This window comes from Pseudogracilibacillus sp. SE30717A, from assembly GCF_037071985.1.
Taxonomy (GTDB): Bacteria; Bacillota; Bacilli; order Bacillales; family Amphibacillaceae; genus Pseudogracilibacillus.
Genome location: NZ_JAXHDF010000007.1, coordinates 1 through 23,380 on the forward strand (window position 1 = coordinate 1; position 23,380 = coordinate 23,380).

Below are 23,380 nucleotides of genomic sequence, written 5' to 3' on the forward strand. Positions count from 1 at the left end.
AAACCGAATTCCTTTTTCTATTTATTTCTAACTTCATCTTCTTATTACGGATTTGTTGTCCATAATCCTGCTGTTTTAACGAAAACACGACTTTTTAATTTTAAAGAAGCAATTATCAATTCTGCTAAATCTTCCGGTTGATAACACATTTTCCTCGTCCCCTTTTACAAGTCCTTGATCAATTGCTAGGTCGGTTACAACCGTACTTGGTGTAAATGCTGTCACACGAATATTATGCTTTCTCGCTTCCATTGCCAATGATTCTGTTAATCCCATTACACCAAATTTAGATGCACTATATGCACTCATAACAGGACCACCTTTTTCACCAGCAGTGGAAGAAATGTTTATAATGTCTCCTGAATTTTGTTCAATGAGCTTTGGTAATACTGCGCGTGTTACATAATACATACCAAAAAGGTTTACACGAATAATTTGTTCCCAATCTTCTACAGGTAATTCTAAAAATCCACCGAACCTTGCAATACCCGCATTATTGATTAAAATATCAAACTTGCCCAATTCCTTAAAAAGTTGCTCTACCGCATTTTCAACTTGTGCATTATCTGCAATATCCGCTACTGTGATGGCAACACGCACATCATAATTTTTCACTTTTTTTGCTACTTCCTTTAAATCCTCTTCTGTACGAGCAATTAACCCTAGTGAAACCCCTTCTTTTGCAAGAGCTAATGCAGTTGCACGTCCAATTCCTTTTCCTGCTCCTGTAATAATTGCTGTTTTTCCTTGTAATGACATTTAATTCTCTCCTATATAAATAAACTAATTCTTCTATTATAGTATACCCATTTCAAAAAATATAATGGACTGTTTATATTAACATCAAATCGAGAAGAAGACTTGTCTTTCAGTAGAATTTATAATAAAAGGTTTTTTAACTTTGTTCGCTTTAGAAAACTTACTAAAAAAGGTTGCACCTACAATTATTTAACAAAACAACTTTATTGTATTTACTTTCTTTACGTCTTCATCACACTTTCTCCCCCATCTATACTTATGAGAACAGTTCGGAAAAATCACCATATATTTTTTCATCCTTTGACTTACACCTTCTATCCTTACTGTCCAATTGATTACCTTTGCATCATAATCCACCTATACACTTCAATGAATTTTAAAGAAAAGTCTATTAAATGCAACACAATTAAAGACATATTTAAGACATTGTCTTTAATAAAAGAGAATTATATACTTTACCTAAGTTTTAAAATATTCAAAAAATAGGAGGGGATTAAAATTGGAAGAAAAAAAGCTGGAGTTTAAAAGCAACAATGAGAACGAGAAAAAAGGTTTTCTAAAATTTCTTGGTCCGGCACTTATTACCTCAGCTTTAGTGGTTGGTCCAGGAAGTTTGACGTTAGCCTCCAAAATCGGTGCAATTTATGGAAATCAACTTATTTGGATTCTTATTATTACAGTTATCTTTATGATGATCTATACGGAAATGAGTATGAGAATTGGTCTTGCAACAAAATCAACTTTTATCCAACTTATCAACCAGAAATGGGGGAAATTTGGCGGACTACTTATAGGACTAGGGGCATTTCTAGTAACTACTTCTTTCCAAGCTGGAAATTCAATTGGAGTTGGAATCGCATTTTCGATCATTACTGGACTAAACACGCAACTTTTAATAGTATTGCTCACTATTTTGGGGATTGTCCTATTATTTTCAAAGAATTTTTATGATCTATTGGAAAAACTGATGATTGGTCTTATTGCACTTATGCTACTTTCATTTATTATTACAGCCTTTTTAGCAAAGCCTTCCGTGGGCTCCATAGCCTCAGGAATTATTCCTACTATCCCCGAAGGTTCTTTAGGGTTAATCATCGCATTGACGGCAACATCCTTTTCTATTGTAGGTGCAGCTTATCAATCCTATCTTGTGAAAGAAAAAGGATGGGGTATTACGGAAGCAAAAGAAGGGGCAAAAGAATCTTATTTTGGAATTTTCCTTCTTGGTCTAATTACCCTTTTAGTTATGATAATTGGAGCAGCTGTCCTTAAACCTGCCGGAATTGTAGTTGATTCTGTAAATGAAATGGGATTGACTTTAGAACCTCTCTTTGGTAGTTGGGCAACGATTGTCTTTATGTTTGGATTATTCGGAGCGGCCTTCTCCTCCCTTATGGGAAATGCTACGATTGGCGGTGCAATGCTATCTGATGGAATCGGATTCGGAAACAGTTTAAAAGACATTCGGGTTAAAATAACGATTATTGCTGTGATGCTGTTTGGTTCCATTATTGCACTTATATTTGGCGGCGCACCAGTCAATATGATTATTTTTGCACAAGCAATTACTATTGTCGTTGTTCCTTTTATTGCAATTGCCCTACTTGTTGTTGCAAATGATGAGAAAATCATGGGCGAACTTAAAAATACAGTGATTAAAAATGTAATTGCTATCATAGGTTTAATCGTTCTTATTCTATTAGCATTTAATAATGTTAAAAATATATTCTTTAGTTAATGAGGTGACTTACTTGAAGACAAATGAACAATTAATGACAGCATTAACAACTCCTTCAAAAAGATTGATTGAAGACATAAAAAAAATAAACGGAGATATCTTGATTCTAGGTGTAGGTGGCAAAATGGGTCCTTCTCTTGCCCTTCTCGCAAAAAAAGCTTTAGAGGAAGCTGGAAAAAACAATAAAGTTATTGGGGTTTCACGTTTCTCCAGCGGAAATTTACAAAACGAATTAGAATCAAATGGAGTAGAAACATTAGCTGCTGATTTGCTTGTTGATGAGGATTTGAATGGTATACCCGAAGTGAAAAATATTATATTCATGGCTGGAAAAAAGTTTGGTACAACTGGAAACGAACATGAAACATGGGGAATGAACACATATCTACCAAGTAAAGTTGCAAAGAAGTTTCCAAATTCTAATATCGTTGTTTTTTCATCGGGAAATATTTACCCATTTGTAGATATTGCAAATGGAGGATGCACAGAAGATACACCTACGAGTCCAATTGGTGAATATGCCCAGTCTTGTTTGGGAAGAGAAAGAATATTTACTTACTTTTCAATTAAAAATGAAACTCCAATGCTTCTGTTTCGTTTAAACTATGCAATAGACATGAAATATGGCGTTTTGCTTGAAATTGCAAACCAAGTCTATAATGATATGCCTGTCGACTTAACAACTGGCGTGGTGAATGTCATTTGGCAAGGTGACGCAAATGAATATGCCATCCGTTCGCTACTTCACTGTACAACAGGACCAAACATTTTAAATGTGACAGGACCTGAGACAATTTCGATCAGATGGCTTGCGGAACAATTTGGCAACCGCTTCAACAAAGAGGTAACATTTATCAACGAGGAAGCTTCAAGCGCCTTACTTAATAATGCTGGCAAAGCTCATCAACTATTTGGCTATCCTAATGTAACACTACAAGAGATGATCGAATGGACAGTAGAATGGATAGAGAATGAAGGCGAAGTGATTGAGAAACCAACACATTTCCAGGAAAGAAAAGGGGAATTTTAATGCTAACAAACTTGGAATTAGATTTACTTCATGATGGAGCGTTTATCCCTGCCCATCCACTTGCCTTAACGAACGATAAGCAATTAGATGAAAAACATCAGCGTGCTTTAACAAAATATTATATAGATGCCGGTGTAGATGGTATTGCCGTAGGTGTTCATACTACTCAATTTGAAATTAGGGATCCAAATATCAACTTATATGAAAAAGTTCTACGGATTGCGATGGAAGAAATCGAAGAACAAAACATGCAAAGACCTTTTTTAAAATTGGCTGGAATTTGCGGAGGAACAGAACAGGCAATCAAGGAAGCGCAGATAGCGAAAGATTTGGGTTATCATCTTGGGTTATTAAGCTTTGGTGGATTAGGACAGTATACCGAAGATGATTTGCTAAAACATACCGAAGAAGTAGCGAAGATTATTCCAGTATTCGGATTCTATCTTCAACCTGCAGTCGGTGGAAGAGAACTTAGTTTTGATTTTTGGAAAGGTTTCGCAGAGATTCCAAATGTACACGCAATTAAAATTGCACCGTTCAATCGATATAAAACATTGGACGTAGTAAGGGCAGTCTGCCACTCATCTAGAAATGATGACATCGCACTATATACAGGAAATGATGACAATATTGTGATCGATTTACTGTCAAATTACCAAATTAGAGTTGGTGAAAAAACAGTAAATAAACAGATTGTCGGTGGATTGCTTGGTCACTGGGCAGTATGGACAAAAAATGCAGTCAACATGTTTCAGCAATTAAAAAAAGCTCGTAAAAATAAGGAGGATATTGCCCCCTTTTTATCTTTAGCAAATGAAGTGACCGATGCAAATGCTGCTTTTTTTGATACAGCTAACAACTTTAAAGGATGCATCGCCGGTATTAATGAAGTTCTTAGAAGACAAGGCTTACTAAAAGGAAATTGGTGTTTGCTAGATAGTGAAAGGCTTAGCGCTGGTCAGTCAGAAGAAATAGATCGTGTATATCAAGAGTATCCACATTTACATGATGACACGTTTATAAAAGAGAATTTGCAAAAATGGCTTAAATAATATACATTTACGTTATATACGGGAGCGATGCATCGTGCAGAGGCTCCCAATATTTTTAAGGAGCGTTTATTTTGATAAAAATAGGAATCATTGGACCCACATGGATAGAAACGCGAATTAAACAATGTATTAAAAGATTTCCTAATTTTAATCCAATTTTCAAAACTTCCAATAATATATATGATGCCATTACATTTACGAATGAATTAGGAGATAGCTGTGATGTACTGCTTTACTCCGGTTATATTCCTTATTACATATCAAAAAAAGCAAGAGTACACACCGTTCCCGCTCATTATATCCCTGTAAAAGGTGCTTCATTGTATCGTGCTTTTTATCGATTACAAAAAAGACTTCACTCAATTAAGACAGTGTCGATTGATACACTAGAAAGAGCAGACTTTAAAACGCTGAATCAAGATCTGGATGAAAATATTAACAGTGTTCATTACCAAGAAAAAGTAACTTTGGCGGAGACGGAAAAAATAGTGGAATTTCATAAGAGTAATTTTCAAAATCAAAGAGTAGACTGCGCGCTCACTGGATTAAAAGTAGTATCAGATCGACTGAACGAATTATCTGTTCCGAATGAATGGATTCTTCCTACCGATGGTGATATTATTGTCACCCTTGAACGAGCCTTATTAGCCACAGAGAAAAGAAAGAAACTTGAATCACAAATTGTTTTCGGAATCATTTATATCGCTAACTTCGAATCTCTTAAAAAAGAAGCCATTAATGAACAAACGATCCAACGACTCAATTTGGAAATTCAAAACATCATTTTGGACTTTATCGATCTATTGGAGGGTCATCTGACTTCCTTAGGTGGAAATGAATACATGTTTATCACTACGAGGGGTACATTTGAAAGAGTTACTCAAGGTTATAAATATTTTCCTTTATTTGATAATAAAAAACAAAATAAAATAAAAATGTCTGCAGGGGTTGGCTTTGGAGTCACGGCCAGTGAAGCTGGATCCCATGCCCGAATGGCTTTACTTCAGGCTAATGAATACGGCGAAGGAAACTGCTTTATCGTCAAAGAGGATCGTGCTGTTATTGGTCCGATTGAAAATGATATTCCCCTCACCTATCCCTTAACTATTACGGATGAAAACATTATAAAAAGAGCGGAGAAATCCTCTGTCTCTCCATTTTATATAAAAAAGGTTATCTCTTTGTTGCAACGAAAAAACACCAATACTTTTACAGCTCACGAATTAGCCGCTACTTTAGGAATTACACCAAGAAGTGCAAACCGGTTGATCGTCAACTGGCTAGATGCAAAATTAATTGAAGTCACCGGACTAGAAAAAGTGCAAAAGCGCGGACGCCCTCGACAAGTGTATGCATTGAAAAAATAATTAACAGGAGGATTCATATGGGGTTGAAAATTGGATTAATCGGTTTAGACACTTCTCATGTAGAGATCTTTTCGAAATTGCTGTATGAAAACAAGGATAATATGTATGGAAATGCGAAAGTGGTTATTGGATACCCTTGTCCCTCACCAGACATAACGCTTAGTTATTCAAGAGTAGCTGAATATACAACAATTTTGCAAAATGAGTATGATGTCGAAATTGCTCGCTCAATTAAGGAAGTAGCACATGAATCTGATGCTATATTTATTACAGCGATGGATGGAAGAAAGCATGCAGACATCTTTAAAAAACTGATCGATTATAAAAAGCCGGTATTCATTGACAAACCTTTTTCCATCACCGGGCAAGATGCGGAAAAGATATTTTCATGGAGCGATAAGTATAATACTCCTGTAATGAGTTCTTCTGCTCTTAGATTTTCTGATTCACTTACGACTTTATTACAAAATGAACTAGAAACGCCTACTGGAGTTTATCTGAACGGTCCACTGCCTTTCATCAAGCATATCCCCTATTACTCTTGGTATGGCATTCATATGGTAGAAATGTTAGTTACCATCTTCGGTCCAGACTACCGTAGTGTCTTTGCCCACGGTAATGAGGACAGTGATATTATCATCGCCGACTGGAAAGACGGCAGATTCGGTGTCATTAGAGGCACGCATATTTGGCATAGTAAATTTGAAGTAATCATACATTATCCAAACAAAACAGTCCATTTGCCTATTTACAAAGACGAAAAGTCTTATTACGCTCTTCTCTTAGAAGAAGTAATCGCCTTTTGCCAATCAGGACTGAGCCCAATCCCAAAACAAGAGACATTATCTATCATAAAGTTTATTGAAGAAGCCAATACGCAAAGAGCTATAGTAGACTCATAATCTTTATGGTGAAAAAATCTTCTTTCGTTTGTTCGCAGTGTCTTTCCTTGGAGATTTTTGTTTGGATTGCGCTCAATTTCTATATATATGATTAACCCATTTTCCGGAAGTGAACTGACCTTAATATACTCCATATTAAATAATGACCCACCGTGGTACGCATTGTTAAGAGGCGAGGTGGGTACTGTTACATTTATTATAAGATTTATTGAACTACTCAATATTATTTTAAGTTTAGTATGGATCAATTTTCTCTCTGTTGTGCTATTACTAGTATTATATTACGAATCATCAATAAATTAGCATACAAGGAGTAGTTTTACATCATGCTAGAGATTTTTGGAGTACTAGTAAGAATCCAGGCTTTCAATTTCAATAAAGTCAAAAATTCATCTTTTTTTCGTTTCCTTACCAAATGTCTTTTGCATTTCCTTCACTGGGTCATATTCAATCGAAGGATCCCAATCTACTACTTGACCTTCTTTCAAAAGAGCTGATTTTAACTCGGAATAATCGACTTGTTGTACATTTATTTCATTTTTTATCGCTAGGAAAGCCGCAACTCCTGCCGATTGACCTAAGATCATAAAGACGGGCTCCATACGAATGGATCCATAAGCAATATGCGAACTAGATAGACAAACTGGAACCAATAAATTTGTACACTCTTCTTGCTTAGGACGAATCGCTCGGTACGAAATAGGATATGGTGAAATAGGGATTTGTACATCCCCTTCGTTTACACATCTACCATCCAATACTACTCTTCTACAATGATGCGAATCCATTTGATAGGAAGCTAATCCAATAGAATCATCGACTGCTGTATACCCAAGGCAATTGTGATCCGTCATTACATAATCAGAAATCATTCTCCTTGCCTCTCTTATATACAATTGATGTGGCCAATGTCCTGTATTTACAAATTCATCTTTCGGTAATCCCCATGATGAAACTTCTTCCCGTATATCTTTTGGTACCCTGCTATCGTTAGCAAGAAAATAAAGCATTCCTAAATTATAATTAAAATGATCTTGGAAAATCTCTTCCCGCTTTTCATAACTTCCGTCTGGCCACTCATAATTCATTCCAATATTATCGGATGAAAAACCTCCAAAGTTATTTAAATCTGATTTACCATTTGGCATCATTGTATGAAGATTCATCGCATCCCAAAATCCAGCATGAATATACCGTAATAATAGCATGTAACGATCTGGATCATAGGAAGGCGGTTTAGGAAAAGGAATTTTATTTTTCTCATTTTTTGTTAAACAAACCCTAAAATTATATGCTTGAATAGATGTATCATCTTTCCCATTAAAACCAATTTCGTCAAGAGACAATTCAGTAACACCCTTTAGTAGTCCACTATCCTTATCGCCCTCGATTACATAGGGGTCTATCCATGTTTCAAATTTATGATGAGCTCCACCAAATTGAATACCGTTATATATTTCCTTATACGTCGAATTAGATTCTCTACCAACATGATAGGAAACTCCAGCCCTAGCTAGTAAATCGCCTTCATAACTTGTATCAACGAATATTTTACCTTCATAAGATGTGCCATCTTCCATAAAAATGCTTTTTATCTTCCCGTTTTCCATTTTGACCTTTTCTAAATGTTGATTATAATAAACATCTATCTGATGGTCATTTATCCATTTTTCAAAAACGCTCCCCGCAACATGAGGTTCAAAAGATTGCATAATATTTTCACCATAATGTTCACCAAGGAGTTGATAAAACTCTAAAGATAATCCTCCTATTGCTTCAGAAGCCCCTAAATCTGTTGCACCTAATCCACTTGCAGTCATTCCACCAATATTTCTACTAAACTCTGCAATACAAACAGATAAACCTAATTTAGAAACTTGTACGGCTGCAGTTAATCCTGCTGGAGTAGCCCCATATATAACAACATCGTATTTTAATAGCTTTACATTATTTTCATTTTTCTGTGACGGCTTATAATAATAAAGATTGTTAAAGCTCACAAACTTCATCCTTTCCAAAATCTATTTAATACTTCCTGCAGTCATTCCTTCAATAAATTTCTTTTGTGCAAAGAAGAAAATAATAAGTAATGGGATAGTAACTAATGTTGTAGCACTCATTAAATGGTGCCAAGAAGTGCCAGCCTCATCGGTAAAAAGTGCTAAACCGACAGGTAATGTCATTAATTCTCTACTATTAATAAATATTAAAGGGTATAAAAATTCATCCCAATTCGTTAAAAATGTAAATATGGTTAATGTCGCTAAAGAAGGAACTGCTAGCGGTAACATGATTTTCCAATATACCTTAAACCTTGAACAACCATCCATAATGGCAGCCTCTTCTAATTCTTTTGGAACAGAAATAAAAAACTGTCTCATTAAAAATACTCCAAATGCTCCTGATGCACCAAAAACAGGCAAAACGATTAAAGGGAAATGCGTATTGACTAAATTTAAATCTCTCATAAATAGAAATAAAGGAATAATAGTAACTTCAGGTGGGATCATCATCACACTAAGTAATAAAATAAACACAATATTTTTACCCGGAAAATGAATGCGAGCAAATGCATATCCTGCCATTGACGAAAATAACAGTACAAAAAAAGTAACTAATACAGCTATATAAATACTGTTCCAATACTGTTTTAAAAAAGTTATTTGACTAAGAACTTCCGAATAATTTGCCCAGCGAATTGGATTGGGGAAAAATTGAGTGAATATTTTAGTGGGCTCTTTTAAGGAAGTTGAGATCATCCAAACTAAAGGACCAACCATAAAAGTTACCACTATACTTAGAATAAAATACTTTAAAATGATTATTTTTTTACTCCTCATAAAATACCCACCTCTTTCTGACAACCCACGATAAAATAGTGAAAGCTAGCAAAATAAAAAACAATACAAATGCAATGGCGGACGCATACCCAATATCAAATAATTTAAATGCAGTTTCCCAAATATAATAGACCAATACCTTTGTACTTTCTCCAGGCCCCCCGCTCGTCATGACATATACTTGCCCAAAGACCTTCATTGCACCTATCGTTGTAATGATCATTGTTAAAAATACAGTCGGCGTAATTAAAGGTAGTGTAATATTTCTAAACTTCCTATAAGGAGATGCTCCGTCTAATTCAGCCGCTTCATATAATTCAGTAGGAACTTGTTGCATGGCAGTTAAAAATAAAATCATGTTTAAACCAACATTTTTGATTACACTAACAAGGATAACTGCAGGTAAAGCAGTTGATTTATTTAACAACCATGCTGGACCTTGAATACCGAAAACACTTAAAAATTGATTGATAAACCCTTGTTCTGGAGCCAGCATATATTTCCATACTATTGCCCAAACAATTAATGAAGTAACTACAGGTACGAAAATTGCCGTCCTGAATAAGCCAATTCCTGCGAATTTATCTTTCAAAAGAACCGCTAACAAAATAGCAAGAATAATATTCAAAGGTACTAAACCGAGACTAAATAAAAGTGTAACTTGTAAAGAATTGAGAAAAGATGGATCGGAAAATAAATGTTGATAGTTCTTCAGACCAATAAATGTTTCCTCACCCAATAAGGGCCAATCATGTAAACTCATATAAAGAGCAAAGATTAAAGGTCCGAACATAAATATGGAAAAACCTACCAACATTGGAGAGACGAACAACCAACCTGCAATTCGATCTCCTGTTTCATTACTAAATCGTCTTTTTCTCACTTGCTCTTTCTTATTCATATAATCATCCTTGCATTAATCAAATAGTACTTGCTTGTTTAGCAAATGTAGTAACAGATTCATAGATCGATTCTTCTGTTGTTCCTATTGTAACTGCCCCCAACATGACCGATTGAATTCCAATTTGATGAAAAATATCTAAATCCTCAGGGACTAACTTTTTTTGTGATGGGATAATGATTGGTAAATCTGTTCGTTTACGATAATTCATATATAATGTTATATCTTCAAAGTTTAATGGTTTTCCGTAATCTTCTTTGTTTACGACAGATAATTCAACAGCCTTCATATCAAAGTTTTCTATCGCTTTGACTTCATTTGGATGAAATAGATCATCAACCGCAACGGTTTTTTCCAGTTCATTTTGTAATAATAACTTAGATGTAATGTCTTTGGAATAAAGTGAGAAATACGTAAATCCAATATCCTTTATTTGCTGTAAATCAAGTTGATTCACTTTATTTACATCATCACTCAATACAAGTCCTAAAGGTCCATCATATAGTTCTCTAATTTCTCTAAAGGTCTCCATATAATAGTCAACATCTTTAAATTCATTTCCACTCGCACGATGATTTACATTAATATGAAATTTTAAAGCATCTGCTCCAGCGTCTAAAGCGGCTTTTGCCAAATCCACTCTGTTTTCAGGTAGACTAACAATAATGGATAGTTTTTTTTGATCAAAAAGCGTACGTAAGCTATTACTCATTTAATACACTCCACTTCTTTTTTTATAGGGAGAGGCTGGGGACATAACATAAGTAAGGTTTAACTACGTTTGTCCCAACCTCCATTAGTTATCTTGTAAAATCGGATCGATATTTTTCTCCATCTCATCCATAATTTCTTCTGGGCTCTCTATTTTCGAAAATAACTTATCAAAACCATTGATAATCTCACTTTCAATCTTCGTCCACTCTTCATGTAGCGGATAAGTAAATCCATTATCCATTTCATTAATTAGAGCTAACTCAATCGATTCTCTCGGTGGATTATTTTCAATTTGTATAAACTCATCTGATTCAAGCACACTTTTTCGTGGAGGAACGAAAAATGCTGATTGAGCTTGTATCCCTGTTTTACTACCTAGAAATGCCAATAATTTTTTAGCCTCTTCCGGATGATCACTACCTTCAAAAACGGAAATACCTGCTTGTCCTAACAAAGGAACCCGGCCTTCAGGTCCTTCTGGAAGAGGTGCAATATCCCATTCGAACTCGGTAATATCCCTTATGTTTGCGATATAACTATACATAAAAGTAAACATACCTACTTTTCCACTTTCAAAATTCATATTTTCACCTGGTGGCACATGTGATTTATCTTCAAACATCATTCGTTCTAACATGTTTAAGCTTTCAATACCTTCTTGTGAATTCCATTCAAACTTTGTCATATCGTCTGAGAACATGGAACCGCCGAAGGAAAATGTATGGGAAGGTATTGTTGCAAAATTTGTCCATTCATTAAACAATCTAGCTCCATACGTTTTGTTATTTCCTTCACCACTTGTTAAAGCTTTCGCACTTTCCTCAAATTTTTCCCATGTCCACTCCCCTTTTTCTACTAATTCAATAGGAGTTTCTAGGCCTGCTTCATCAAACATTGTTTTGTTATAATAAATAATCATCGGAGGTGTAGAAAAAGGAAGGCCCAATAATTTCCCATCATGTTGCCATAATTCTAATGTCGAAGGAATAAAGTCATCAAAATCAAATTCCTCTGCTTCTACTACATCTGCAATATCTGTTAAAATATTATTATTCACAAATTGTGGTACCATACGTTCAGCGACCCATCCGACATCTGGAAGTTCATTACCCGCCGCCAAGACGGACAACTTCTGTTGATAATCAGCATGGGGAATGCTTTCCACATTTACTGTAATAGTTGGATTCTCTTCATGAAATTCTTCTAGTAAATTTTCGTACATTTCAATATGTTGATCTCCACCCCAAGTAGTAAATGTTAATTCAACCTGCTCATTTGTAGTAGAATCATTTACAGAGCTAGATGAATCTTTATTGCTTCCGCATCCACTAACAAAAACAAATAAAACAGCCAAAATAATGTATACACTTTTTCTCATCTCTTTTCCCCTTTCACCTTTCATTTCTAGTAACTTAAAGGTATTATACAAACATTGAAAGCGCTTTAATATGTGATAATCTTAAGAAAAGGTTCATTATTTTAATGAAATGTAGTCGTCCTATACTGGTGTGGAGTCATTCCCGCATTCTTTTTAAATACGGATGAAAAATATTTTGGATTTGAAAATCCTGTAAGAAATGCAATATCATAGACTTTTAAATTCGTATGTTTCAGTAACTCCTTTGCTTTATCCATCCTCCTCGTCATGATGTAATCGGACAATTTAAGATTCGTGTGTTTCCGAAACAAATTACTAATATAGTTAGGATGGAGATTTAAAGCTTTAGAAATATAATCTAAAGAAAGGTCCCCTTCTAAATTTTTATCTATTAAGTCTTTTATATGATGAATAATTACAGGTTCATTGTTGTCTTGGTTGTTATCTTTCTCTTTATCTATGGAAATTGTTTCTAAAATACTTGTTAACTCTTTACGATTAATTGGCTTTAATAAGTAGTCTTTTACTCCTAACCTCAAGGCTTCCCTTACGTAAATAAAATCATCATAACCGCTGACGACGATAACAGGGACTTCTTTGTACTTTTCCTTCAATAAAGTGATGAAATTAATTCCATCCATTTTAGGCATTCGTATATCTGTAATAATTAATTCCGGAATTTCAATATTTAAAATTTCTAACGCTCGTTGTCCATTCGTTGCTTCCCACAGCACTTCATAGCCCATTATTACTTCCTCAAGTAGTACTTTTATTCCTTCTCTAATTACTTGTTCATCCTCTACAACCATCACTTTAATCAATGTATTCACCCTCTTTAACAGGAATCGTGATCGTAATCATTGTTCCTTTAAATCTTTTTGAATCAATGACTAAATTCCCTTCTTCGCCAAAAATAAGATTTAATCGTTTTTGTATATTTACTAAGGCTATTCCTGAATGTTGATCAGTTGATTTTTCGGAACTACATTCAGTCGTTGCAGAATCATTCATCTGGTTATACAAACATCGAAGTTTTTGTGGACTAATCCCAACGCCGTTATCGCTCACACAAATGTGAATACAGTCCTTCTTTCGTTCCACTCTTACTACTAATGTTAGTGGGGAATCATCCTTCCCATGAATAAGTGCATTTTCAATTAACGGTTGAATAATATATTTAGGTACTTTCGTCTGAATCACTTTATGGTCAATTTCATGATGAACTATTAAGTTATCCATCATTCTTTGTTTCATGATGGAAAGATATATCCAGCAAAAATCAAGTTCATCCTGTAAAGTCACTAACTGATCATCGTTTTTCAAACGATATCTAATCAATTTACCGAGCTCCGTAATCATATCAGAAATGTCAAATTGTCTTCTCTTTAGAGCAGTCATATTTATCGATTCCAATGTATTAAAAATAAAATGTGGATCCATTCTGGACTGTAACGCTTTATATTCAGCTTCTGCATTTCTACTATTTAATTCATATATTTCTTCTACTAATTCTTTAATTTCTGCTAATAAATTATTATAAGCACCTGATAATACAGCAACTTCACCATCATACTGCATATTAATCTCATTAAAGGTAGGACTTTTTTGCATCCCTTTTATTTGATTCTTTAATGTTTCAAGCGGTCTTAATAAATGATTTGAAGTGTAATAAGATAAAACAAGAGAAATAATTAAAAAGATGAAAATGAGAATAAGTAATAATTTGTCAAATTCAATTATTTCTTTATAAATTTTTTGTTTAGGAATGATATTACTCACTTGAATATTCGTTTTATTCGATGTGTTTGTCACACAAAAATAATCTTCTTGCGTTTCTTCATCTAGTATCCAACTTTGATTTGTAATACATTTTTCCAATAAGTGACTATTCCGTTTGTTAATTAAAAGAATCCCATTACTAGCAATTTTCCAATCATCACTAATTAATTGATCGGTTAATTGAGTTAAATAATCTGGAGAAAAATCTACTTTAATGACTCCAATATTTTTCTTATCTATTGGATCCCGTATAAGCCTCACGATACTCATCATCTTTTTGTCATTCCTTAGATAATAAACTGGTAATTCTTCAGAATAAATAACCCAAGATCCTTGCGCTTCCTTAGCTGCGGTATACCATTCTTCATTGGGAAGGTATACTCTATTCGTGACACTGTAGTTATCCATATGACTAAAAATTTGTCCATTATTTGTAAATACATGAATTCCATGGATTTGTTTTTTATCATAAATAATCCCAGATAGAAATAGAGAAAAGGCAGTTGTATGGCGATGATTTTTATAAAGTCCATACGTATTTTCATCATATTCTTTTAAAATATCAAGTAATTCCCTATTGTATAATATAGACAAAGAGGATCTGGCGGCATCTTCGATCATAAGGTCTAAACTATTATTAAATTGTTTAATAGAGTTCTCTGTGTTTATAGTAATATCGTTAATTTTTGAAGTTGAAAAAATCACATGCACAATAAAACTTATTGCTAAAAGTGGGAGGATAATGAGAATCGTATAGGTGATAAAAACTTTTTTTCTAAGTGCCATGTTCATAATCCTTTCGCAAGCTGTTTACATATTATTGTAACGCTTAATTTTGTAGAAAAAAGTTCAGGTAGAAAAAATCTACCTGAACCAAATTTATTTTATTTAATTTCTAAATAAAAATATGTAATCTTACTGCATATTTAAACGTGGCTCTAATTCTGCTTCAAAGGTTCTCGGCCAAGGAAGTTTTACATGTACATCTTCCAGATTGTTGATTATTTGGTAAAAATCTTTATTTCCTCTAGTACCTATGTAGACCCTTAGAGTCAATTTATTTTCTTTCATGTTAAATTATCTTACCATCTATGAAAACGCTTTAAAATATTACTTTCTTAAGAAAAGGTTTGGAATGTTAATAGATTTTCAGATTTTTCTATAAATGACAAATAAAAAAAATCAAGATTATTTTATCATTCTATATAGATTCTTAAAACCTTACTCTTTATCCTCTAGTTTCAATAGTTTACCTAATTTAAATACCAGATCTAAATCGGACCCAATAGTTTAAAAAGAGGTAATTTACCTGTGAAAATAGAATTATATATTAAAAGAATCTTGAAGTTGAAAAAACTTGTTATTTGTTAAACTGATTTGATTTCCTTACATAATTTGGAGGTATCTATGTTAGATTTCGATAATTTAGAAGGCTATCGCGATGCATATACATATGACTTATTGAACGGTTTGGGAGAAATAGAAAGCAAGTTTTATTTTGACCTTGCAAACCAACAAGGAGGTCCAATTTTAGACGTTGCTTGTGGGACAGGTAGATTGACCATACCTTTAGCGGAGCGTGGATTTGAGATTACTGGTCTTGATATTACTCAAGAAATGTTGGAACTTGCAAAGCAAAAGGCCAAACGCTTAAATGTCTTGGTAAATTGGATTCATGCCGATGCAAGACAGTTTGATCTAAGCCGCAAGTATCAATTTATATTTACTACTGGCAATTCATTTCAGCACTTTTTGGATCGAGAATTAGTGGACAGATTTCTGGGATCCGTTCATAGACATCTTGATGAGGATGGAATCTTTGCGTTCGAAACTAGGAATCCGACGATTTTAGTTTTGGCAGTAAATGAAGATGTAGAAAAGGATTATGCCGCTGATTCATGGTTAGATAATGAAGGGTATCATTGTAGTAGCACATATAGACGTTCGTATGATCATAAAAATCAGTTAGAGCATTATATCTTTACAAATCGTCGCTGGAAGGATACTTCCAACATAGTGGAAACAGTAGAGCCATTTGCTCTTCGTTACTTTTTCCTCAAGAGCTTGAAAGTTTGCTTTATTATAATGGATTTGTACTTGAAGAGATGTATGGAAAATTTGATAAGAGTCCATTTCAAGCGGATAGCCCACTCATGGTCTGCATATGCTGAAAACGACATAAATAGGGAGATTTTATTTCAGATAACCGTTTTGCTGAGGCGCCCATTATAACTAAACTAAAAATGTTGTCTAATGGTTCTGTACTCTGAAAAAGCAGGTTATCGAACTTTAAAAAGATAAGGCTGCTTTTTCTTTGAATTCCTTTTTATTCGCAACCGCCAAAAGTTTTATTCCGTAGCAACCTTTAGCTCATCCTAAATCCCCGCCTCACCCGCGCTTAACTTATTTCTTCTTCCCCCACATAAACCCATCCCCTTTTGTAATTGTTGCAACATCGATCTGACCGCCCACCGTCTCCATCGAAATTGAAAATTTTCTTTTTGATGCTATATTTTTATCTAAAATAAAATCTTTAAGTGTTGTTTTCATGTAAATTTCCCCTATATTAATTATAATTACTCTTCCATTTCAAAATATGGATCCCGCTTCATAATTCCTTTTTCATAGAGCCGCTGATACTCATCAATGATTAGCTGCTCAATGACACTACTATTCGTTTCCTTATTTTCAGCTATCATCATTTCCAAATACCAATTCGCTTTCTTTGAAAGATAAATTTTCTTTTGTATTTTTTTATGTTCATGGATTTCATTGTCGATCAGTTCAGGAAAGTACTTACCAATTATTTTGTCGGACTCTTGATCAACGTTAATTTCACTGGCAAATTGAAATGCCAGATCATATGACACTGAGACGATTTTTTCTTCAATTAATTCTGTTTCTTCAAACTTTGGATTTAAATCATCATTATTACTATTTACAATCCCAGTAAATTCATTTTTGATGAAAAAGAAATATTTACTACTTTTTGTTTTAAATAGCTGTTTCAGTTTTTTTACTTCCGCCCCTTTTTCATGTTCAATTTCTTTCGTTACTAGTTCGCAAATTTTTTTCGCTGTTTTGGTATTATACACGGAACCATCAATTACTTTTTTCATCTCGGCTTACTCCTTTTCGTTTAGTACTAAGTATTTATTAGATTATAGACTTGACTTAGTACCAAGTCAATAACTTTTTCGTGAAATAGTGTAATTAACATATAAGTATAATTTGTAAGAAAGTGATCTTTTCCTATACTTAACATCTAAGTAAACTATTTTTTTATATGCGTATTTTAAACCATTTACAGCTTGGTATATGCATTTCCTATCTAATAAGCCGTTCTATAAGCATACTATTCTTCTTAACAATTGCTATTCATCTTGATGTGATGTAAGATTATTTTGCTTGTCCATAGCCAAAAACAAGTAACTAATTAGTAGAATAAATAGAATGTAGGGATATAATGACAAAAAAATTAATCTTCTTTGATATAGATGGAACCCTTCTTGATCAAGATAAGAATCTACCTAGATCCACAGAACAAGCAATTAAATTGTTAAAAGAAAAAGGGCATGAAATAGCTATCGCTACAGGTCGTTCCCCATTTATGTTTAAGGAATTGCGTAAGCAGCTTGAAATTGATACATATGTGAGTATTAATGGTCAATATGTTGTTGTGAAAGATAAGGCTATTTATAAGAATCCATTACCCATAGACGCATTAAAAACACTTACGGATGTTGCAACACTTAATGAACATCCTGTTGTATATATGGGTACCGAGAATATGAAAACGAATGTTGAGTATCATCCCCATATTGAGGAGAGTATAAGTGGATCACTAAAACTTGATCACCCAATGTATGAACCAGACTATTTTGAAAAACAAGAAATCTATCAATCTTTACTATTTTGTACGAAAAAAGAAGAGACTCCATATATTGATCGTTTTAAACAGTTTAAATTTGTTCGTTGGCACCCACTTTCTACAGATGTTCTACCAGCAGGTACTTCAAAGGCAAAAGGGATTGAGCTCATGATCAATCAATTAGGATATGCACCCGATCAGGTCTATGCTTTTGGAGACGAATTAAATGATATTGAAATGCTTCAATTTGTAGAAAATAGCGTTGCAATGGGAAATGCTCCTGATATTGTAAAAAAGGCAGCAAAACATGTTACAAAACATGTTGAGGAAGACGGAATCGCCTATGGGTTAGAAGCACTGGGGTTATTGAAGTAAAAAAAGTATCAAAACATATAATTTCTCCTAAAAAGAGAAATAGAATTTGTTAGGTACCATATAAAAAACTAATCCGCATCTAGAATAGAGATGTGGATTAGTTACGTTTTCTAATGTTCTAGCTTTTATTAAATTCTACCCCTACCCAATAATTCCATTTTTGCATTTATCCAATACTCGCCAATCGTGACCTGGAATGATGCCAGAGGCCTTTCGGCATAAAAACTGATGAGCCTACACTGATTCGGTTAGGTTCCAAGTACCATGTGTATAACCACCCACTTTACACCGTTAATGAGTGCGAAATTTTAATCTAATTAAACGATTTTGTCACCAGTTCCTGAAATACAGTAACCAGATGCAATCAAGGCATACGCTATCACGTTCCACTGGATATAATAACTTCCAATAAAAAGACGACTTTAATTAAAGAGCCGTCTTCTTTCTAATAAATTGTTAATTAACTGAGAAATCGTAGGAGTTCTCTGCTTTGCCGGATAGAATGATTGTGTTGAGGCGTAATCTAAGTTTTTTCCTCTAACCGGTTAATATCCTTTAACTTTGGCAATGCCGGGATTCCACCTTTATTAGTAGTTGTCAAAGCTCCTGCAGCGTTTGCGAAACGAATATATTCGATTAAACTAGCACTATATAGATCATTTATTGACTTGGAATGCTTGATTATCTTATAAATAATGGAACCAAAAAAACTATCCCCTGCAGCGGTAGTATCTACTACACTTACCTTATAACCTGGAACAACTCCCGTTTCATCCTTAAATCTAAAGAAACATCCCTTATTTCCTAGAGTCACGAATATGAGATTAATCCCGTATTTCTTATATAACAAATTTGTTCCTTCTTTGAACTCATTCGTTTCTGTCAATAAATAGTGTTCTTCTTCAGATAATTTCAAGATGTTTGTATAATATAAACCTTCTTCTATTTGGTTCTTGGCTGACAATCTGTCATCCCACAGACTCTGGCGAAAATTAGGATCATAAGAAATTATTTTCTTTTTACTTTTTGCATATTTTACGGCTTGTAATGTAGCTTCTCTTGCAGGATTGTTAGTCATTGAGATAGAACCAAAATGAAATAATTTGCTGTTCTCAATTATATTATATGCAACCTCATTTTTCTGAATTGCTAAATCGGCACCACGATAGAAGGAAAAAGAACGTTCACCATCTGAATGTAAATTAACAAATGCCAATGAAGTGTTTATATCGTCAGTAAATACAAGTCCATCTGTATTTACATTACTTTTCCTTAAACTATTCCGAAGAAAAGTTCCAAATTTATCATTACCAACTTTACCAATAAAAGATGTTTTCAATCCTAAATTACTTAACATGGATAAGAAGTTGGCAGGAGCTCCACCGGGATTTTGTTCAAAAAGAATATGGTCATTTTCGGAATGACCATTGGGAGTAAAATCTATTAATAGTTCCCCCATTGCAACTACATCATACATAAAATTTACTCTCCTTTTCATCCCAATAAAACAAGCTATTATAAGCAATTCTGTCTAACATTAAAATAGCTTCCTTAAGTTAAATTGATTTTTTATGCTCAAAGCAACAATTTGAGATAATTGGCTTCTTTCTCCATTTTGTATCTTTTACGACCTAAACAAAAATCTTGTTACAACATAACTGTTTGATTTGTTTGTAATGATTGTAAACTTGCTTCAATTATTTTTATATTATTTAAAGTATTTATAAAATCATGGTTTAAATTATTCGCTTTTTCTAAAATTGCTTGCGACAAATGGACAACCTCATTGTAGTATTGGTCACCATTAATTGATTCAATTCGTTTAGTAGAATCCTTCTCCACCTGAATAATTGCTTCTCCACCATTTAAATCTGGTCGAAATGCTCACGGTACTGTAATGGTGCCTTCTGTCCCGAATACTCGATATTCGTGATGCATAGGTCGATTAAAACTAATATTAAATGTTGCCCGAAGATTATTTTTAAATGTTAAATAAGCCACAGCATCAGTCTCCACATTAAATGTTGAATCGATATTTCCATGAACATATACTGATTCTGGTTCTTGGCGAAGGATATTTCGTATGGCATGAATAGTATAACATCCGAGATCATAGATGGTTCCACCGCCAGTATTGCTATTCATTCGAATATCTTTATCTCTTTCTTTATCTTCAAGATAAAAGGAAAATCCTGCCTCCATAAAAGAAACATCTCCAATTTCACCCGAATTGATTATTTCTGTTACTCGCTCGTGTTGCGGATGAAAATAATACATAAATGCTTCCATAAACAGAACATTATTTTCCAAACAAACTTGCTTCATTTCCTCAACCTCTTCACCGTTTAGGGCTGCCGGTTTTTCGCATAATATATGCTTTCCTTTTTGTGCAGCTTTAATCGTCCATTCTTTGTGAAGATGGTTAGGAAGAGGGATATAAACTACGTCGATCGTAGAATCATTTAATAAATCTTCATAACTACTATATACCTTATTTATTTGAAACTGTTTTGCTATCGCTGTCGCTCGGTCTATATCGCTTCTAGTAGCAATTGCTGCGATCTCCGCGTTTTCTACTTTTTTAATTGCAGGAATAAGTTGGTCTACTGCAATGCGAGCAGTACTTAATATTCCCCACCTAACCTTTTTCACCTTATATCCCCCTTTTTATTAAAACATACGCAAACTACTTCTTTAAAAAATTAAGTTAGCATATTTTCTCGGTATTTCCTAAGCATTGGTATAGTCCATTCTAAATTAAAATCATATAACGTTCCTTCCAATGGTATTCCATCACTATCCCATCCCATCATTTCATAATACGTATAAATCGCTTGCTGAAATTTTTCTTTTTCTATTACAGAACCTTTTAATCTACCAGTTTTTATTTCTTCCTTATAAAACTTTTCCGGTAAACAATCATCTTCCTTTGTTAACCCTTCTCTAATATTATAAATCCGCATTAATTGATTTCTACGTTCTCCCCATCTCATGAATTCATAGGAACTAGTTTTCCATCCAGTTACAGACCCTACAAGCTTGGCTATTTTATTTAATGAGTATACTCGGGTAGGTGCTGAGGCAAAAACTGCTAAATTTAGTGCATCACACGCACTCCATAAATTATTTAACCCTTTAAAGTTTCTAACTTTATCCGGTCCAACATAATTCATAGGAATTCTTTCTAAAATTCCTAACGTTCTAGATCCTTCTAATGTATGACTCCAACCAGCCTCTAAGTCAAAGTCCCAATCATGTTCACAAATCGTATATTTGGGTCCTACAGGAGCTGTAGCATAACCTAATCCTAAATTTGTTTGGCTGCGTGGATCAAATGAAACCATTTCAACACCTTTGACATGTAATGCGTATTGATCTGCATTTTCACCAATCTCTTCCGCTGCCCTTTTAGTTCCTTCTGCTAACAAATCTCCAAAACCTTGCCTGCTTGCAATTGCTTTAACTAAAGGTAAAATACTTGCTTCGTCGCCAAAATTTAATTCCAGACCATTCGTATCTTCTTTACTTATCAATCCATTTTCAAAACATTCCATCGCAAAACTTATCGTATATCCAAGGGAAACGGGATCAAGGCCTAATAAATTACAGAGTACATTTGATTCGAGCATTAATTTTAAGTTTTCATTTCCAATGTTTGGTCCCATTGAGCCTGTTACCTCTTGGTGAATTCCAGTTACTTCTTTCGGAATATTTTCCGGATCAGGATTCAAATATTTAATACAATCATTCGGACAGCCTGGACAAGATTTGTCTCCCTCATAATATTCTAAAAATAGATTTCTTTCATAGTTAGCTCTTTTTGTAAATAAGTTCTCATTAAAGTTATTTACTCCTAAGTACGCTGTCTCATCATCGGACAAATCTACCCAAGCAGAAAAACCCGGTGCATCTTTTTGCCACATACTTAATTCATTCGTATGCATAATTTCTTCAAATTCTACCTTCATTTCTTCCAAAGTTAATTTATCATAAACCTTTGGTAATTTACCGCCTTTAAGTACAATAGCTTTTACATTTTTGGAACCCATGACAGCTCCAACTCCCAAACGCATGGCATGGTTGGACCTTGAAGAAATGATACTGGCATACCTAACAAGATTTTCGCCTGCTTCACCAATTGTTGCTACTTCAACATCTTCTTTCCCATGTCTTTCTTCCAAAAGGTTTGTCGTTTCATTTGTATCTTTACCCCATAAAAATTTTGCATCTAGGATACTTATTTCTCCATCTTCTATTAAAATATATACGGGTGTATCTGCTTTACCTTTTACAATTAAAGCATCGTATCCCGAAGCTTTTAAGGAACGTGCCCAAGGTCCCTCAGATTGTGTATCACCAATCCCTTGTGATAAAGGTGACTTCGTTACATTACTATATCTTGCTAATCCGGGAGCATCATTTCCTGCTATAACACTAGATGCAAAGATTAATAAGTTCTCAGGATCATACGCATCAATTTTAGGAGGTGTGTCTCTTAACAAAAAATATGTCCCTAATAATCCTCCTCCAGCATACGTTCTATACCAATTCTCATCCATTTTTTCAATTTCAGTAGTTTTACTATTTAAATTTATATGAGCAATATTCCCATGATAACCATACATGAATATGCCTCCTCCCTAACAATTTATCATTAAGTATTAACTATTACGT

The 23,380-nt window shown here is 34.0% G+C and carries 20 protein-coding genes and 1 pseudogene; 7 read left to right on the forward strand and 14 right to left on the reverse strand.

Annotated features, from left to right (window positions below):
- Window positions 1-44 precede the first annotated feature (44 nt).
- A pseudogene (locus tag SPD48_RS12075) lies at window positions 45-759 on the reverse strand (3-ketoacyl-ACP reductase).
- 499 nt (window positions 760-1,258) lie between these two features.
- Between SPD48_RS12075 and SPD48_RS12080 the strand changes: the two are divergent.
- The 5 genes from SPD48_RS12080 to SPD48_RS12100 all read left to right on the forward strand — a co-directional run bounded on the left by SPD48_RS12080 (window position 1,259) and on the right by SPD48_RS12100 (window position 6,848).
- Window positions 1,259-2,497 carry an Nramp family divalent metal transporter gene (locus SPD48_RS12080; RefSeq protein ID WP_336258378.1) on the forward strand — a complete coding sequence of 413 codons (1,239 nt, stop codon included), beginning with the start codon at window positions 1,259-1,261 and terminating at the stop codon, window positions 2,495-2,497.
- 13 nt (window positions 2,498-2,510) lie between these two features.
- Window positions 2,511-3,527 carry an NAD-dependent epimerase/dehydratase family protein gene (locus SPD48_RS12085; RefSeq protein ID WP_336258379.1) on the forward strand — a complete coding sequence of 339 codons (1,017 nt, stop codon included), beginning with the start codon at window positions 2,511-2,513 and terminating at the stop codon, window positions 3,525-3,527.
- Window positions 3,527-4,579 (forward strand): dihydrodipicolinate synthase family protein, encoded by a 1,053-nt coding sequence (locus SPD48_RS12090; RefSeq protein ID WP_336258380.1) that lies wholly within the window; start codon window positions 3,527-3,529, stop codon window positions 4,577-4,579. Before SPD48_RS12085 ends, SPD48_RS12090 begins: the two co-directional genes overlap by 1 nt.
- A gap of 71 nt (window positions 4,580-4,650) precedes the next feature.
- Window positions 4,651-5,946, forward strand: a complete 1,296-nt coding sequence (locus tag SPD48_RS12095) for a hypothetical protein (RefSeq protein WP_336258381.1) — start codon at window positions 4,651-4,653, stop codon at window positions 5,944-5,946.
- 17 nt (window positions 5,947-5,963) lie between these two features.
- A complete protein-coding gene (locus SPD48_RS12100) occupies window positions 5,964-6,848 on the forward strand; it encodes a Gfo/Idh/MocA family oxidoreductase (protein WP_336258382.1) in 885 nt (294 codons plus the stop codon).
- A 389-nt stretch (window positions 6,849-7,237) separates the two neighbouring features.
- Here the strand turns inward: SPD48_RS12100 and SPD48_RS12105 are convergent, their stop codons facing one another.
- The 7 genes from SPD48_RS12105 to SPD48_RS12135 all read right to left on the reverse strand — a co-directional run bounded on the left by SPD48_RS12105 (window position 7,238) and on the right by SPD48_RS12135 (window position 15,246).
- Window positions 7,238-8,848, reverse strand: coding sequence for an FAD-dependent oxidoreductase (locus SPD48_RS12105; RefSeq protein WP_336258383.1), 1,611 nt, complete (start codon window positions 8,846-8,848; stop codon window positions 7,238-7,240).
- Between the two features lie 21 nt (window positions 8,849-8,869).
- On the reverse strand, window positions 8,870-9,688 hold the full coding sequence (locus SPD48_RS12110; protein ID WP_336258384.1) for a carbohydrate ABC transporter permease: 819 nt from the start codon (window positions 9,686-9,688) through the stop codon (window positions 8,870-8,872).
- Entirely contained in the window at window positions 9,678-10,589 is a 912-nt protein-coding gene (locus SPD48_RS12115) for a carbohydrate ABC transporter permease (protein ID WP_336258385.1), read from the reverse strand. Before SPD48_RS12115 ends, SPD48_RS12110 begins: the two co-directional genes overlap by 11 nt.
- 19 nt (window positions 10,590-10,608) lie before the next feature.
- The gene (locus tag SPD48_RS12120) at window positions 10,609-11,301 is read right to left on the reverse strand and encodes a hypothetical protein (protein ID WP_336258386.1); all 693 of its coding nucleotides are present in this window, start codon (window positions 11,299-11,301) and stop codon (window positions 10,609-10,611) included.
- Window positions 11,302-11,385: 84 nt separating this feature from the next.
- On the reverse strand, window positions 11,386-12,681 hold the full coding sequence (locus tag SPD48_RS12125) for an ABC transporter substrate-binding protein (RefSeq protein ID WP_336258387.1): 1,296 nt from the start codon (window positions 12,679-12,681) through the stop codon (window positions 11,386-11,388).
- Window positions 12,682-12,782: 101 nt separating this feature from the next.
- Window positions 12,783-13,493: a response regulator transcription factor gene (locus SPD48_RS12130; RefSeq protein WP_336258585.1), complete on the reverse strand. Its 711-nt coding sequence runs from the start codon at window positions 13,491-13,493 to the stop codon at window positions 12,783-12,785.
- A gap of 1 nt (window position 13,494) precedes the next feature.
- Window positions 13,495-15,246 carry a sensor histidine kinase gene (locus SPD48_RS12135; RefSeq protein ID WP_336258388.1) on the reverse strand — a complete coding sequence of 584 codons (1,752 nt, stop codon included), beginning with the start codon at window positions 15,244-15,246 and terminating at the stop codon, window positions 13,495-13,497.
- Window positions 15,247-15,867: 621 nt separating this feature from the next.
- Between SPD48_RS12135 and SPD48_RS12140 the strand changes: the two genes are divergently transcribed.
- The gene (locus SPD48_RS12140) at window positions 15,868-16,692 is read left to right on the forward strand and encodes a class I SAM-dependent methyltransferase (RefSeq protein WP_336258389.1); all 825 of its coding nucleotides are present in this window, start codon (window positions 15,868-15,870) and stop codon (window positions 16,690-16,692) included.
- 171 nt (window positions 16,693-16,863) lie between these two features.
- Here the strand turns inward: SPD48_RS12140 and SPD48_RS12145 are convergent, their stop codons facing one another.
- Window positions 16,864-17,010: a hypothetical protein gene (locus tag SPD48_RS12145; protein WP_336258390.1), complete on the reverse strand. Its 147-nt coding sequence runs from the start codon at window positions 17,008-17,010 to the stop codon at window positions 16,864-16,866.
- A 26-nt stretch (window positions 17,011-17,036) separates the two neighbouring features.
- Window positions 17,037-17,579: a hypothetical protein gene (locus tag SPD48_RS12150; protein WP_336258391.1), complete on the reverse strand. Its 543-nt coding sequence runs from the start codon at window positions 17,577-17,579 to the stop codon at window positions 17,037-17,039.
- Window positions 17,580-17,926: 347 nt separating this feature from the next.
- Here SPD48_RS12150 and SPD48_RS12155 point away from each other — a divergent pair, with 347 nt between their 5' ends.
- Window positions 17,927-18,706: a Cof-type HAD-IIB family hydrolase gene (locus tag SPD48_RS12155; protein ID WP_336258392.1), complete on the forward strand. Its 780-nt coding sequence runs from the start codon at window positions 17,927-17,929 to the stop codon at window positions 18,704-18,706.
- Between the two features lie 523 nt (window positions 18,707-19,229).
- Here SPD48_RS12155 and SPD48_RS12160 read toward each other — a convergent pair.
- From SPD48_RS12160 to SPD48_RS12175, 4 genes are all read right to left on the reverse strand, one after another.
- Window positions 19,230-20,183, reverse strand: a complete 954-nt coding sequence (locus SPD48_RS12160; RefSeq protein ID WP_336258393.1) for a carbohydrate kinase family protein — start codon at window positions 20,181-20,183, stop codon at window positions 19,230-19,232.
- A gap of 170 nt (window positions 20,184-20,353) precedes the next feature.
- Window positions 20,354-20,548: a hypothetical protein gene (locus tag SPD48_RS12165; RefSeq protein WP_336258394.1), complete on the reverse strand. Its 195-nt coding sequence runs from the start codon at window positions 20,546-20,548 to the stop codon at window positions 20,354-20,356.
- 42 nt (window positions 20,549-20,590) lie between these two features.
- Complete coding sequence (locus SPD48_RS12170; protein WP_336258395.1) at window positions 20,591-21,358, reverse strand: Gfo/Idh/MocA family protein; 768 nt, start codon at window positions 21,356-21,358, stop codon at window positions 20,591-20,593.
- Between the two features lie 50 nt (window positions 21,359-21,408).
- On the reverse strand, window positions 21,409-23,331 hold the full coding sequence (locus tag SPD48_RS12175) for an aldehyde ferredoxin oxidoreductase family protein (protein WP_336258396.1): 1,923 nt from the start codon (window positions 23,329-23,331) through the stop codon (window positions 21,409-21,411).
- Window positions 23,332-23,380: the final 49 nt, after the last annotated feature.

Coding starts and splice junctions, on each gene's coding strand:
- SPD48_RS12145 (WP_336258390.1), bottom strand. CDS start 17,010: ATGAAAACAACACTTAAAGATTTTATTTTAGATAAAAATATAGCATCA.
- SPD48_RS12150 (WP_336258391.1), bottom strand. CDS start 17,579: ATGAAAAAAGTAATTGATGGTTCCGTGTATAATACCAAAACAGCGAAA.
- SPD48_RS12135 (WP_336258388.1), bottom strand. CDS start 15,246: ATGGCACTTAGAAAAAAAGTTTTTATCACCTATACGATTCTCATTATC.
- SPD48_RS12140 (WP_336258389.1), top strand. CDS start 15,868: ATGTTAGATTTCGATAATTTAGAAGGCTATCGCGATGCATATACATAT.
- SPD48_RS12155 (WP_336258392.1), top strand. CDS start 17,927: ATGACAAAAAAATTAATCTTCTTTGATATAGATGGAACCCTTCTTGAT.
- SPD48_RS12090 (WP_336258380.1), top strand. CDS start 3,527: ATGCTAACAAACTTGGAATTAGATTTACTTCATGATGGAGCGTTTATC.
- SPD48_RS12100 (WP_336258382.1), top strand. CDS start 5,964: ATGGGGTTGAAAATTGGATTAATCGGTTTAGACACTTCTCATGTAGAG.
- SPD48_RS12110 (WP_336258384.1), bottom strand. CDS start 9,688: ATGAGGAGTAAAAAAATAATCATTTTAAAGTATTTTATTCTAAGTATA.
- SPD48_RS12160 (WP_336258393.1), bottom strand. CDS start 20,183: ATGTATGATGTAGTTGCAATGGGGGAACTATTAATAGATTTTACTCCC.
- SPD48_RS12115 (WP_336258385.1), bottom strand. CDS start 10,589: ATGAATAAGAAAGAGCAAGTGAGAAAAAGACGATTTAGTAATGAAACA.
- SPD48_RS12120 (WP_336258386.1), bottom strand. CDS start 11,301: ATGAGTAATAGCTTACGTACGCTTTTTGATCAAAAAAAACTATCCATT.
- SPD48_RS12175 (WP_336258396.1), bottom strand. CDS start 23,331: ATGTATGGTTATCATGGGAATATTGCTCATATAAATTTAAATAGTAAA.
- SPD48_RS12125 (WP_336258387.1), bottom strand. CDS start 12,681: ATGAGAAAAAGTGTATACATTATTTTGGCTGTTTTATTTGTTTTTGTT.